Annotated in this window: 12 protein-coding genes and 3 pseudogenes; 12 read left to right on the top strand and 3 right to left on the bottom strand. The window is 64.8% G+C overall.

Annotated elements, in window-relative coordinates; all coding sequences use genetic code 11:
• Nucleotides 1–400: 400 nt before the first annotated feature.
• Complete coding sequence (locus ACQP1G_RS21625) at nt 401–529, bottom strand: hypothetical protein (RefSeq protein ID WP_433208707.1); 129 nt, start codon at nt 527–529, stop codon at nt 401–403.
• A 29-nt stretch (nt 530–558) separates the two neighbouring features.
• Here ACQP1G_RS21625 and ACQP1G_RS21620 point away from each other — a divergent pair.
• From ACQP1G_RS21620 to ACQP1G_RS21605, 4 genes and pseudogenes are all read left to right on the top strand, one after another.
• Nucleotides 559–2022 (top strand): annotated as a pseudogene (locus tag ACQP1G_RS21620) (protein kinase domain-containing protein); the annotation flags it as partial.
• Nucleotides 2023–2088: 66 nt separating this feature from the next.
• Entirely contained in the window at nt 2089–2943 is an 855-nt protein-coding gene (locus tag ACQP1G_RS21615; RefSeq protein ID WP_433207245.1) for an NAD(P)-dependent oxidoreductase, read from the top strand.
• Nucleotides 2944–3320: 377 nt separating this feature from the next.
• Nucleotides 3321–4358, top strand: a complete 1038-nt coding sequence (locus ACQP1G_RS21610) for a tyrosine-type recombinase/integrase (RefSeq protein ID WP_433207242.1) — start codon at nt 3321–3323, stop codon at nt 4356–4358.
• Nucleotides 4355–4639, top strand: coding sequence for a hypothetical protein (locus ACQP1G_RS21605; RefSeq protein ID WP_433207239.1), 285 nt, complete (start codon nt 4355–4357; stop codon nt 4637–4639). The genes ACQP1G_RS21610 and ACQP1G_RS21605 overlap by 4 nt, the downstream gene beginning before the upstream one ends.
• A 410-nt stretch (nt 4640–5049) precedes the next feature.
• On the opposite strand, the gene ACQP1G_RS21600 is transcribed toward ACQP1G_RS21605, so the two are convergent.
• Complete coding sequence (locus tag ACQP1G_RS21600) at nt 5050–5280, bottom strand: hypothetical protein (protein WP_433207236.1); 231 nt, start codon at nt 5278–5280, stop codon at nt 5050–5052.
• A 101-nt stretch (nt 5281–5381) separates the two neighbouring features.
• Between ACQP1G_RS21600 and ACQP1G_RS21595 the strand changes: the two genes are divergently transcribed.
• The 8 genes and pseudogenes from ACQP1G_RS21595 (at nt 5382) to ACQP1G_RS21560 (ending at nt 12070) form a co-directional block, all read left to right on the top strand.
• A complete protein-coding gene (locus tag ACQP1G_RS21595) occupies nt 5382–6443 on the top strand; it encodes a tyrosine-type recombinase/integrase (RefSeq protein WP_433207233.1) in 1062 nt (353 codons plus the stop codon).
• Nucleotides 6444–6695: 252 nt separating this feature from the next.
• Entirely contained in the window at nt 6696–7349 is a 654-nt protein-coding gene (locus tag ACQP1G_RS21590; RefSeq protein ID WP_433207230.1) for a hypothetical protein, read from the top strand.
• A gap of 194 nt (nt 7350–7543) precedes the next feature.
• Entirely contained in the window at nt 7544–7918 is a 375-nt protein-coding gene (locus ACQP1G_RS21585) for a hypothetical protein (protein ID WP_433207227.1), read from the top strand.
• Nucleotides 7915–8076, top strand: a pseudogene (locus ACQP1G_RS21580) (DUF2786 domain-containing protein); the annotation flags it as partial. The gene ACQP1G_RS21585 and the pseudogene ACQP1G_RS21580, both read left to right, overlap by 4 nt.
• Nucleotides 8077–8413: 337 nt before the next feature.
• Nucleotides 8414–10033: an FAD-dependent monooxygenase gene (locus ACQP1G_RS21575; RefSeq protein WP_433207224.1), complete on the top strand. Its 1620-nt coding sequence runs from the start codon at nt 8414–8416 to the stop codon at nt 10031–10033.
• Nucleotides 10034–10261: 228 nt separating this feature from the next.
• Nucleotides 10262–10981 (top strand): annotated as a pseudogene (locus ACQP1G_RS21570) (bifunctional DNA primase/polymerase).
• A 64-nt stretch (nt 10982–11045) separates the two neighbouring features.
• Nucleotides 11046–11687: a hypothetical protein gene (locus tag ACQP1G_RS21565; RefSeq protein ID WP_433207221.1), complete on the top strand. Its 642-nt coding sequence runs from the start codon at nt 11046–11048 to the stop codon at nt 11685–11687.
• On the top strand, nt 11684–12070 hold the full coding sequence (locus ACQP1G_RS21560; RefSeq protein WP_433207218.1) for a hypothetical protein: 387 nt from the start codon (nt 11684–11686) through the stop codon (nt 12068–12070). Before ACQP1G_RS21565 ends, ACQP1G_RS21560 begins: the two co-directional genes overlap by 4 nt.
• 12 nt (nt 12071–12082) lie before the next feature.
• Here the strand turns inward: ACQP1G_RS21560 and ACQP1G_RS21555 are convergent, their stop codons facing one another.
• Nucleotides 12083–13294 carry a hypothetical protein gene (locus ACQP1G_RS21555; protein WP_433207215.1) on the bottom strand — a complete coding sequence of 404 codons (1212 nt, stop codon included), beginning with the start codon at nt 13292–13294 and terminating at the stop codon, nt 12083–12085.
• Between the last annotated feature and the right edge of the window lie 380 nt (nt 13295–13674).

Genomic DNA, 13674 nt, shown 5'->3' with positions numbered 1-13674 from the left:
CGACGCGCCGCTGTCAATGCTGGAACCCAAAGTGCCACCCCAGATTTTGCGAACGGCCGCGGCGGCGGTATGAAGCTCAGCCACAGCATGCCCTACTGCCCAGCTGACAGAACCTGGCCCGAGACACCAACTACGCATCCTGTAGCCCCCGCGCAATCTAACTGGCAGCATGCCCAACCCGAACCCAGACGACATCCCACCGGCTCACTAACGCGACGACCGACGCCGCAGAGAAGACAACGACCTCGACGTCGTCTCCGAAGTCAGATACGCCGACAACATCGAAACCGAACCACTTCGACACCAACAAGCCCAGGCCCTCCGGGACCTGCGGCTCTACCAACAACACAACGCATCACCCAACTCCCCCAACAGCCCCGCGATCGGCGCCCAACGACGCCTACAGCAACCGCGACCCCGGCGCGATCTCCGGCGCGACGGGCAGCAGGGCGGGCGGCTCGCTTTCGATGGTCAGCATCATTCCCTGTGATTCCTCCCCCATCAGCACCCGTGGAGCGAGATTGACGATGAACGCAAAACTGTGCCCGAGTAGATCGGCTGGGGCGGCTGACCGGGCATCCGAACATCGTCACGGTGCTACAGACAGGTGCCACCGCGAGCGGGCGCCCCTACCTGGTGATGCCGTACCACCCACTGGATTCCCTCGATGCCCGGATCCGGGCGCAGGGTCCACTGCCGGCGGGGACCGTGTTGTGGATCGGGGTGAAGATCGCCGGTGCCCTGGAGAGCGCGCATCGTCTGGGCATCGTGCATCGGGAGGTGAAGCCGGGAAACATTCTGCTCACCGACTATGGCGAGCCGGCGTTGACCGACTTCGGGATCGCGCGCATCACGGGCGGGTTCCAGACGGACGCGGGCACCCTGACCGGATCCCCGGCGTTCACGGCACCGGAAGTACTCGAGGGCGAGGTCCCCACTCCGGCCGCGGATGTCTACGGGCTGGGTGCCACCCTGTTCTGCGCCTTGACCGGGCATGCCGCCTTCGAACGACGCAGCGGGGAAAATGTAGTAACCCAGTTTTTGCGGATCACCACCCAGCCGATACCGGACCTGCGCGAGAGCGGCACCGCCGAAGACGTATCCGCAGTGGTGGCATCAGCGATGAGCCGAGATCCCGGCGAGCGACGGTCGGGGGCGGAGCTGGGGCAAGCGATCCGGCAGGTGCAGCGCCGCCTCGGTTTTGCAGTAGACGAGATGGCGCTGCATACCGAACCGGTCCCGGAGCACCAAGACCGAACGCAACCCCCGCAAGAGTGGCGTCCGCCTTCAGTGGGGGCGGTTCGCGGTGGCGGCGCTCTGCCGTTGCAGTTGACCAGCTTCATCGACCGCCGCACCGAGGTGTCGGAGGTGAAGAATCTGCTGGCCTCATCGCGGTTGGTGACGTTGACCGGCATCGGCGGAGTCGGAAAGACACGGCTCGGAGCGCGGGTCGCGGCGACGATGCACGGCTTGGCCGACAGGGTGTGGTTCGTCGAGTTAGCCGACGTATCGGACCCGGCGCTGCTGGTCGATGTAGTGGCGGCCACCCTGGGTTTGCGAAACGAGTCGACGCGACCGTTACACGAGGCTGTTGTCGAGTTCCTGTCCTCGCGGGAGTCGCTGCTGGTGTTGGACAACTGCGAGCAGCTGGTGGAGGCGGTGGCGGAGCTGGTCGAGACGTGGTTGCGAGCCTGTCCTGATCTGCGGATCCTGATCACCAGCCGCGAGCCGCTGAATATCGCCGGGGAAGCAGTGCTGCGCGTGTCACCGCTTTCTGTGCCCGATCCGCACCACGAGCCGTCCATGCGGGGGCTACCCAAATATGACGCGGTGACATTGTTCGCCGACCGCGCGGCGGCGGTGGTGCAGGGCTTCGCATTGTCGCAGGACAACAAGGCAGCCTTGGCCCGTATCTGCGCCCGGCTGGACGGGTTGCCGCTCGCTATCGAGTTGGCGGCTGCGCGGATGCGGATGATGTCGCCCGAACAAATTCTGCAGCGACTCACCGATCGGTACGCGCTGTAGTCGGTTGGTAAACTTTGATTGGACGGCAACATTCGGGCAGTCGAGCGCTGAGAGGCGGTTCGAATGGTAAAGATCGGGGTGATCGGCGTCGGCGATATGGGCGCAGAGATTGTTCCACACCTGGTGTCCGTCGGCAATGAGGTGGCCGCTTTCGACGCCCGGAATGAACGAACCCTGCGAGCCGAGTCGGCAGGCGCTCGCGCTGCAGCCTCACCCGCCGAAGCCGCCAGTGGCGCCGATGTAGTTCTCGGCCTTGTGATGTCGAGCGACATTCCGGCCGCGTATTTCGGTCCCGAAGGACTGTTGAGCGGGGTTCGGCCCGGAGCCGTGGTGGTTGTGGCATCCACAACGACGCCCGCGGTCCTCGATGAAATCCGGGCGAAGGCGCCGAGTGATGTCCAGATTGTCGATGCGCCGATTGTCGGCGGTGTCCGATACGCCCGGTCGCGATCGATCACCTTCCTTGTGGGCGCGATCCCGGAGGTATTCCATACTGTCGAGGCGGTGCTCTCGGTTCTGGGGAACGTTCGTCACGTCGGCGGATTCGGGTCAGGGGTGGGATACAAACTGGTCACCAATGTCGCCATTATGGCCGCCGAGGCGGGGATCAGAGAGGCCCTCGACCTCGCCGACCTTCTCGGTATGGACTACGCGACCGCATTGGATCTCATGTCGATCGGCCCAATGGCCGCCGTTGTTTCGCGGGCCCTCGACACCACCAATCCTCGCCCGCTGCGCCGCTCCGCCGAAGATGACGACACTCTCCTTTCCGCGGTACCCGATGCGTCGTCGGCTCTGCCGATTTCGTCTGCCGGGCGAAAGCGCTTGTGGGAGGCGGTGAACGCAAATCCCGACTTCGAACCCGACTTCGTGGATATCACCCGTAGGACCACCGCACAGGAAGGGTTTCGAGACTGAACAACTGACATTGCGGCAAGCGAGTCACACGGCACCACACGCATGTGTCTTGACGTCCGCGCACTGGCCCTCGGAAGGTTCGAGGCACCATCCTCTCGCTGCGGTGAATCGGCGGGTTGCGGGGTAACAGTCAAGTCAGCACGTGACCGACCCATCCCGGTTCGACCGGTCGGCGCAGATCGGCGCGGGGCGACTCGTCCGCGTTTCACCGGCCAGGATCTCGATATCGCGCCCGGCGTCTTTGGGCGCACTATCGCGTGCCGATGCGCCCGTATCCCCTCCCTGGAATCGTCGAGATACAGAGGAGTGACATGCAAGTCCGCGTGAGGACCGATCAGTTAGCCAACAGGTTCCTGCGGCACCTACACAACAGGGGGTTGTCACCGAACACCGTCGTCGCGTATGCCCGAGATCTGACGCACTTCTATCGATTCCTGTCAGAACGGCCGCTCGGCATCGCGACTGTCGGACCGGCGGTGATCGCGGACTTTCTCGACGACATGGTGCGCCTTCCGGTGAAGACGCCAAGAAAGCGTCAGGCGCTCGCCGCGGTGACAGCCAACGCTCACGGAATCGGCGTCCGACGGTCCCCCGCGTCGATCAACCGAACCCTCGCGGCAGTGTCGAGCTTCTTCGAATTCGTCATCCTCATAGAGGAATACACCGCGGAGAACCCTGTCCGGAAGATCGATGACCGCGCGCTCGCGCGCGTGCCCGACCGGCACCGCCCGTTCATGGGCCGTGCCAGCCGACAGCAGCCGGTGCGCCGCGCAGTACGCGTCAAGACTGTCCGGGCACTACCGCGGCCCATGGCCGCCGACGATATCGACGGTCTGCTGACCCTGCTCCGCACCAAACGAGATCGCGCAGCGATACTGCTGATGCTCGACGGCGGTCTACGCCCCGGCGAAGTCCTGGGGATCCGCATTCCCGACGACATGGAATACGGGCGCCGCCGAGTCCACGTGCGCCACCGCAGCGATCATCCTCGGGGCGCACGTCAGAAATCCCGCAGCGACCGTGTCGTCGATCTCCACGACCCTCGGACATTGGCCGCGGTCAGCGACTATGTCATGCACGAACGCCCCCAGCACACCGGCTCCCCATACTTGTTCCTGTTGGGCGGCAACGGATCACGACGCGGTGAACCGCTCAGTTACCAGGCGTTGTGGCGCGTGTTCAGCCGATGCTGCGACCGACTCGGCATCCGGACCCCATGGACCACTCCGCACGCTCTACGCCACACCCACGCGACCTCGATGTGGGAGTCCGGGATTAGAGAACTGACCCTGCAGAAACGGCTCGGTCATGTCTCGCCCGAGTCGACCCGCCTCTATACCCGGATCAGCGACAGTGAAGTTCTCGCCGACTACATCTCCGCTACCACACGATCACAGCCAGAGGCCCAGCGATGACGGCTCCAGTGCCTTTGCATAGCCCGAAATGGTTGCAGCACTTCACCGAAAGCGAATACAACGAACTGCTGGCGAGGGCGCCGTTCCCCAGCCAGGCCAAGAACGATAAGCGCCTGGGCCGCAAGGACGCCATCGCCCGCTGGCCCGACCTCGCCGAATGGTGCCATGCCCCGCTGGCCGAGCGACTGGCGCACTGGCCGGTCGGCGCGACCACCATCAACGCGAACGAACAGTCGCGCAGCGGTTCTACATGTGTGCGCTGGCCATGGACGGACGGCTGACACTCGACTACCCGTGGCTGGTGGTGCACCCATTTCCCGATCTCGCGAACCGCAGCGGTGTCGCTCTCGGATTCGGGCCGAGATGGCTGGACATCCCAGCGAAGCAGGCCGAGCAGATCGGCTACGCACCAAACGTCGCGCGCAGGTTACTGCAGTGGGCCTGTCTCCGAATCGCTCTGGCCAACAACGACTGCCGATGGGAGACGATCGACGCTGCGCGGATCGAGCAGCTACGTGAGCAAATCATCGCCGTCGGGCAACACCCCGATCTACAGCAACTGCGACCGCCGACCACGGAATCGGACCGGGTCTTGTGGCGCCGGTCGACCCGGACCTACCCGCACGTCGCCCATGTCGTGCTCCACAGTCTCGGCATCATCGACCAAGCGCCGCGGATCATCTCCCACCGGCTACCCCAGCAGCACGAGCTGCGCAAGGCAACGGCCGAGATGGAACAGAACATCGAACGCTACCTCGACCGCACCGTGCCAAACCGCGACCGCGTACGCCGCAACGTCCACGGACGTCTGCACACCTTCACCGCGTGGCTGGCCCGGCACCACCCCGAGGTCACCAGCTTCTCCCACCTGTCCCGCGAGCACCTCGAACAGTTCATCACCTGGGTAAACACCGACTACCACCACTACCACCACTACCGCACCGGCGCACCGGTCACTATCGAGACCCGCCGGGCGACGATCTCCGTGCTCAACGTCTTCCTCCGCAAAACCCTGGCCTGGGAATGGGACGGAATTCCCAACCGGCCCCTACTCAGCCACCTCGACCTACCCAAGAACGTCGAACGGATCCCACGCTACTTACCCGCCGACCAACTCATGGCAATCGAGGAACAAATCCACGCGCTCAACGATCCCTACCAGCGCGCCGCCAACCTGATCGCCCGCTGGTCGGCCCCCGCCGCAGCGAAATCCAACGCCTGGAACTCGACTGCCTCGACACCTACCCCGACGGGCATCCACGCCTGCGAATCCCGGCCGGAAAGACCTACACCGAACGCATCGTCCCCCTACACCCCGAAGCCGCCGACGCACTGCGCGAATGCATCAACGCGACCCGCAGCCGCAAACAACGACCGCTCATCGACGAAGTCACCGGCAAACCAACCCACTACGTCTTCCAAATCCGCGGACGTCTCATGACCGACCACCGGCTGTTCGACTCCGCCCTCCGCACCGCCTGCGACAACACCGGCCTCGTCGACCACACCGGAGCCAAACTCGTCACCTCCCACCGATTCCGACACACCGTCGGCACCCAACGCGCCGAACAAGGAGCCCGCTTGCAAACCATCATGTCGATCCTCGGGCACTCCAGCAGCACCATGTGCCTGATCTACGCCCGCATCACCGACACCACCGTGTTCCAGGACTACAAAGACGCACTTCAACCAGGCGCCCAAATCGCCGGCCCCGCCGCAGCGGCCCTCCGCAACAACAAACTTTCCCAGACCACAATCGACTGGCTGCACAGCAACTACTACAAGACCGCACTCGAACTCGGCCACTGCCTGCGGCTGCCCGAAGAAGGCCCCTGCGAATGCGACCTATACCTCACCTGCTCCAAATTCCTCACCACCACCGAATACGCCCCCCGCCTGAAAGATCGACACTGTCTGGAACACACCCTCGCCGAGGACGCCACCGGCCGCAGATGGCCCCGAGAAGCTGAGCGGCACAACGCAATTGCCACCCGCCTCGAAACGCTTCTGACCGAACTCGAATCCGGAGCTGACAGCAGCCAGTTGGAGCATCTCCCCGCGCGCGACAACGACTGCGATGAATAGCGGGGCAGTTCTTGTCCGGCAACTCCAAGCCCAGCACCCGTCAGGGTCCTCCAAACCGGCCTGCCACCGATCATCCGCGAGGCTGTGCGCGACGGCCACGGCGAATTTGGTTGTATTACAGACAAATTCGACAGGCGTGTGTGTGTCAATGCCGAGGAAAGGTTCGCTCGGCATTGACGGCGCGGTGCCAGCCTTTCACCGGCGGCGACACGCCGACACCCACGATCCCAGGCTGGAGTCTAGGCTCCCGGCATGAGCACGGCCCAAACCGAGAAAAGCCGACCGGGGAACCGACGATACCGGTCACGGCTTCGCAGACATCTTCTGCTCGTCTGCACCGTCGTGGCCTGCCTTGGGATACTCGTCTCGGCGAGCACGCCGGCCAGCACCGAGCCGATGTCGTTGTCGCCGTTGTTGATCCTCGGGGGGACATTCATAGTGGTTGCGGTGTTGTGCGTGGTCATCGTCTACCCGATCCTGGCAGTCCGATCCCGGCGGCTTCGGGTACCTGAGCTCGGCCGCCCCCTGGCTGCTCCCGCACTGATAATCGCGCTCACGGCCATTTTATGGAGCGCAGACCTGCCAATGGCTGTGCGCTGGCACCTCTCGGCGCACGCCTTCGACGATGCGGCACAGCAGGTGAATGCCGGGGTCGATCCACGGACGTTCGAAGGTGACCGCCTCGGCCTTTATCGCATTCGCGGTGTGGAACGCCTCAGCGACGGCATCTACTTCAGGACTGGCCCTATGGCGGCCTATTGCTCGATGGGAAGTGGCTTTGCCAATCTTTCTGGCCACCGGCCCGCGACAGGCGCATCCCATCACCTCAGCGGCGACTGGTATTGGTTCTGTTTCAACAGCGCGAGCGTTGTAGTGCCCGACCACCCCATCGGAGGAGTGTACTAGCCGGTGACGAAACCGCTAGCCTGAAGTGACGAAGGCCAACAGGCCTGAGAGGGTCGGCAGTTGCGCACGAAGGTGATTCGATACGCTAACCTGCCTCCCCAGACCAGCACTCCAATCTGACCCGAGCAGGTCCGCATCATCACCTGGTTCCAGGTGTCGAGATAAACCCTCAGTGCGGGTACTACTCTCGCCGTGTGTGCCCAATGCTGGCGGGCCGCATCCACCGCTACAACCCCAACCCGGCCGAGCGGCTCTCTCGCTGCGACGACCCGGCCTGTCGATGCGCGGTGTGGACGGTGCCCGATCGTGATCCTCGCGAACCCGCACGCGAAGGCCAGCCCGCCGAAGCCTGGTACGAGGCGCGGATGCCGTTGTCGGACTACATCATCGTCTGCGCCCCCGGCAATGACACCACCCCACCCACGATCGGGGTCGACCTGCGCAATGCCCGATTGTTGAAGGTCCGCAAAATCCGCGACGCCGCCCCCAACCCCGATCAACCCATGGACCTGCTCGCCGCGCTCATCCTTGATCGCGCGTTGTTCGGTGGCGGGGGCGGGTCGCGGTGACATCGCAGGACATGCTCGCCCGAATAGGTGCGATGGTGCGCCAAGCCGAGGGCACCGACAACCCCCATGAGGCCGACGCGTTCTTCGCCCGCGCCCAGAAGATGGCCACCGAGCACTCGATCGATCTGGCCCCCGCCCGCGCGAGCACGCGCGGGCGGCTCTGTCCGCGAACTGCGACGTTAGTTGTTCGCGAATTCTGGTGGCGTGTCGCTCCTACACCTCCTCGAAGATGTTCACCAATGACGCCGGCAGGGCGTAGATCAGACGGAGCCGAGCGCCCACCGAGCCCGTGCTCGTAGCCGATTTCCGTACGTTCCGCGCGAGTGTCGGCCATTGCAGGAGAAGGTCGCACGTCGACCGGTGACTGCGGAGGATTGCGCTGCAGGATTCGGAGTACTGGACGGATTCAATTGTAATGATCGAGAATTATGTCGGATTGGATTGAGAATCGGCTCCTGGAAGGACTGATGCTCGCCCGCCGAAGACACTGGTGTCATGAACGGCAATCCACAGACACACTCGTCGCGTGCGCAGGTCCTGATAGTGGGCGGAAGCATCGTGGGTGCCTCGGCGGCACTGTTTCTCGCTGCCCGCGGTGTCACGCCCGTGCTCGTCGAGAAACACGCAACCGTGTCGACCAGGTTGCGCGCCAAGCTCTTCTATCCCCGCACCATGGAGGCATACCGCGCGGTCGGGGTCGCCGAGAGCGTCTACGCCGTCGAACGTGGCCTGCCGCCAAGCGATCACGCCGCAGTGGTCGACTCGCTCGCGGGGCCGGAGCGCAAGCGCTGGCGCCTGCCTGCGGCGGATGACTTCAGCGCCATCTCGCCGTGTTCGAGCGCCTTCGTCAAGCAGGCCGATCTGGAAGAGGTCGTGCGAGCACACGCCCGTTCCGCCGGTGCCGACCTGCGTTTCGGCCACCGCTTCCTCGACCTGCGCCAGCACGAGAACCACGTCATCGCCAGAGTGCTCGACGCCGACAACGAGCAATACACCATCGAGGCCGACTATCTGCTGGCCGCGGACGGAAACAGCAGTGCGATCCGAGCGGGTTCGGGCATTGGCCGCAGCGGCAACGAGGTGGTCGCGCACATCCTGGAAATCGGCTTCGATGCCGATCTGCGCTCGGTACTGGAGGGTCGACGGCTCGCCATGGCTTGGGCCGATCTTCCCGAGCGAGCCTATTTGTCGTGGACGACCGCGCAGGATCGGGGTGCGGTGTCGGTGCAATACGATCCCGCGGTCACCGATCCCGCGACATTCGATGGCCAGCGATGCCGCGAAATCGTTTCACGCGCACTGGGATTGCCAGCATCAGAGTTGACGGTCACCGGAATCCGGCCGTGGCAGATGGGCGGGTTGGTGGCCGACTCCTACCGCACGGGCCGGATCTTCCTGCTCGGTGACGCCGCCCACGTCACCCCGCCGACCGGCGGGTTCGGCGCCAACACCGGCATCCAGGACGCGTGGAACCTGACCAGCAAACTGGTCTCGGTCCTGCGGGGAATCGCCGATTCCCGGCTGCTGGACGACTACGAACCCGAACGCCGGGCAATCGGCCGACTGACGGTTACGCAGGCCCTGATGCGGCTCGGTGATCGCGCCGAAACATTGCCCGAGAAGGAGCCGATGCTCAGCGAGGCGGCAGTCGCGCTGGGCTACCGATACCAGGTGCCCGGCACGGATCCGTCTCTGCCGGAGGCCGATGAACCGGCCCGATGGCGCGGCGAGCCCGGCACCCGGTTACCGCATCTGTGGATCTCTGATGGAGTCTCGACCCTCGACCTGGTGCGCGACGGCCGATATCTGCTGCTCACCGGAGCCCACGGGCGCGCTTGGGCGCTGGCCGCGCGCGAGGTGGACCCGCCGGGCGCGTTCTTGGATATGGCCGTGCTCCCCAGCGAGCGGCAGGACCACCTGACGGAACTCCCGGCAGACCTGTGCGGCATCAGCCACGACGGTGCGCTGCTGGTCCGCCCGGATCATGTAATCGCCTGGCGCGCCGCCGGTTCCACCCCGGACGCCGCCGCGGTGCTGACCGCGGCAACCCGGCACGAGCTGGCCCGATCAGAAGGTGAATCGAACCATTTCTCAGCCCACATACCTGCGCTGTGATCGACAGTGCCACAACCGGGCCCCGGGCGGCTGTCACCGCACCAAACAACCCGGGCGGCGACGCGCAGTATTGCCGCTGAGCGCGCGTTGGTTGCTGCGATAGGTGGGATGACCCCGCCGCTGTCATCATTCGTGAACATCGTCTCGCCGCCGAACGCTGTGCCGTCGATGTTCCCGAACAACCGCCGTCAGCATTGGTGAACACAACCATGCGGGCCTCGGCGGGCGATGCCGGTCATGGGCCAGGTCCCGATCGGGGAACGCGGCACCAAAGGGTTGGCGACCTACGTGCAGTTATCCGGGGATCGCGTTCGCGGGCAGATCAGGGTCCTCTACAGCGGCGCAACCGAAGTCGAACTCGACGTCACCGGCGCGCGCGATGAAGCTGGCCCGCGCCATCGCAGCTCAACGCCGAAGCCCTCAGGAGCAGCAGTGACCACCCTCCTCGCACCACCAGGCCCGGACCTACTCAGCGCCGCCCTCGACCACGCGGGCCACGGATTCCACATCTTCCCGCTGCACCCGGACAGCAAGATTCCCGCGATCAAACAGTGGCAAGCCAACGCCACCCGCGACCAGCAACGGATCCTGCAGTGGTGGCAGCGGTGACCCGCCGACAATATCGCGATCGCCTGCGGCCCTTCGAATTTGCACGTGCTCGACCTCGATACCCGCCACGGCCGCAGCGCCGCACCCCGGTGGCCCCTCGATCCTGACGGCCGCGACGTCCTGGCCCAATTGGCCGCCGAAGCAGATCAGCCACTCCCGATCCCGACCTACACGGTGAGGACCCCGTCATCGGGGCTGCACCTGTACTACCGGGCACCGCGAAAACCGCCACTGCGCAACACCATCGCACGAGCAGGCTGGCGCATCGATAGCCGCGGGATCGGCGGCTATGTCGTCGCCGCCGGATCAGCACTGCCATACGGCCACTACGATGCCTGATCACCGACGCCGTGTCCCGAGCCGGTCCCGCACTTTGGCCGGCTCGCCTTCCGGATGCGGAGCGATGTCCAGTGAGGACATTCAAGGAGATGAGTGGGCCGCCTACGTCGCGCTCGATACGTATGACGAAGACGAACGCGGATCGCCTAAAGGACGCGAGTCCCATGGCGACGGAGTTCTCGTAGTAGTCGCCGGAGTCACGCCCGGCCAAGGAGGACGGGAAAGCCGTCTACAGGGCGAAGGGGAACAGGTGACCGGGAGATTCCACGGCGGAGAGGTATGCGAAATGCAGAGTGCCGAAACGGTTTTGGGTGTCCTGAGTGATCGCGGCAGCAAGGGGCTGCCGCTGGATGAGTTGTATCGACAGTTGTTCAATCCGCAGTTGTATCTGGTGGCCTACGGACGCATCTATGCCAACAAGGGTGCGATGACGCCCGGGGCCACCGCGGAAACCGTGGACGGCATGTCGCTGAACCGGATCGACCGCATCATCGATGCGGTGCGCCACGAGCGCTACCGGTTCAGCCCCGCGCGGCGGGTCTGGATTCCCAAACGTAATGGGAAACTGCGCCCGCTGGGACTGCCGACCTGGTCGGACAAGCTGCTCGGTGAGGTGATCCGGCTGCTGCTGGAAACCTATTACGAGCCGCAGTTTCCGGCCGTTCCCACGGGTTCCGGCCCGGCCGGGGCTGCCACACCGCTTTGAGCGAGGTGGCCGACACCTGGACCGGGACAACCTGGTTCGTCGAAGGCGATGTCGCCGACTGCTTCGGATCGCTGGATCATCAAGTGCTCCTTGCGATTCTGGCGGAAAAGATCCACGACAACCGGTTCCTGCGGCTGATGCAGAACATGCTGAAGGCCGGATACCTCGAGGAATGGACATGGAACGCCACCTTGTCGGGTGCACCGCAAGGGGGCGTGGTTTCGCCGATTGCGCCAGTTGACTGGTGGCTGACGCCGACCGTCGAGCTACGCCACGAACGCCCTGTACTGCCGAGTTGCGCGCGGATCGAACTGGCCCGTGGCGTCAAGGTGTCGTGGGTAGTGATGTGGGACAGCGAGGGGGACAAGTTCTGTCTCGACTGAGTGGTGTCGGAGTCAGGCTTCGGCGTCCCAGCCGGCCAGGATCTGCTGTGTCCGCAGGGTCAGGGTCTGATCGTCCGCGGGACCATATGCGGCAGCGCTGCGGGTCGCGGCCGCCGCGTACATCGCGGCGGCGTCCGCGGGGCGACCCAGCTCCTCGTAGCAGGAGGCGAGGTTATCGCGGGCCTGGATTTCGAATCCTTCAACACCGAATTCAGTGACGAAAACTGCGATGTCCCGCTCGATGCCCTCGAGTTCTTCGATCTCGATGCCCTCGAGTTCTTCGATCGGCAACGACTCCGTCAGCCGCCTGCGTGGCGGGCCGCTGAGGGCCTCGGCGTGGAGACCGCAATACCGGCGCAGACACGCGGCCGGTATGGCCAGTTGCTGCGCTTCCTCTGGCATCGCGGTCCGCCGGACAAAGTGATACAGCTCGGCAGCAGCCGGCTCGCAGACAGCCGCGGCGGCGTCCAGATGCCCGGCGGCGAGCTGTGCGAGACCCAGGGCGAGACGGGTGATCAGAATGTCCAACGGCGCGGATTCGTGGGCCCGTAGTTCGGCGAGCACCTGCTCACAGATTCCGGTGGCCGTGTCGGGTTGCCCTGCCTGCGACAGGCATACGGCCAGACATACTTTGCTGCGCAGCACATCCGGGCCGTCCGAGCGCAGACTCGATGCGGCATCCGCGGCGACCGCGTGCGCTAGTGCAAGCCCCTCGTCGACGCGCCCGGATGCTGTATAGACCCACGCGGTATCGCACCGCGCGGCGAGGGAACGAGCGTCGGTCTGCCCGAATTGCGTTGCGGCGTGGGCCTGTTCCTCCTCGACCAGCGAGATCGCCAACGCCAGATCGGAGTAGATGTAATTGGCCACCATGGCGGACACCAGATTCGCGTACATGGGCCGTACAGCAGTGTGGCGGGCATGCGGGACTCGGAAAAACCCGGACAGGGCTGCCGAACACAACCGCAGGGATAGTGACAGCCGGCCGGCGGAGTCCAGATCGTCCAGCGCGGCGTCGGGTGCGCAGAGCCCGGTGTCGACGCCGACGATGCGCTCGTACAGTGCGGCCACCGGTGCTTTTTGTTCCGCTATCTCGACCCCGACACCGGCCTCGACAGCCTGCGCAAACAGCGCGATCCGGTCCGCGAGGGTGAGCGCTTCGCGCTGGCTGCGCTCCCGATCCGGGAGCGGTTGACTGTCGTTGTGCGGTGGCGTTGCCCTCATCCCCCCGATACCGGCCCGAGCTACGACTCGATACCCCGACCAGATTACCGGCATTGCAACCGCCATGAGCTGCGCCCGACGTGCGGCATGCACCTTCGATGCGCACAAACTGCGCCCTCGCAATCCCAAACGTCCCCTCTCCCAGGAGAACCGCCCCGAGACGGCCGAGAGCGTCCCGCCACTATGAGATCGATTGTGGTGCAGGCGATCCGATAGCGGCGGGATCCGCAATTTCCCTGGTAACACACGCGAACTGATGACGCGTGGACCCAGAATCGCACTTCTAATGCCCATGACTCGGGTAGGCACCTATCGCTCCATGAACGCCCTGGTTGTCACCGCCACTGGATCCACAGCGTTCGGTATGCGAGTTGGTTTCT

Source organism: Nocardia sp. CA-107356 (assembly GCF_050946365.1).
Lineage (GTDB): Bacteria > Actinomycetota > Actinomycetes > Mycobacteriales > Mycobacteriaceae > Nocardia.
Note: the sequence above shows the minus strand (reverse complement) of the source record. Positions and strands in the feature narration are given on the sequence as shown.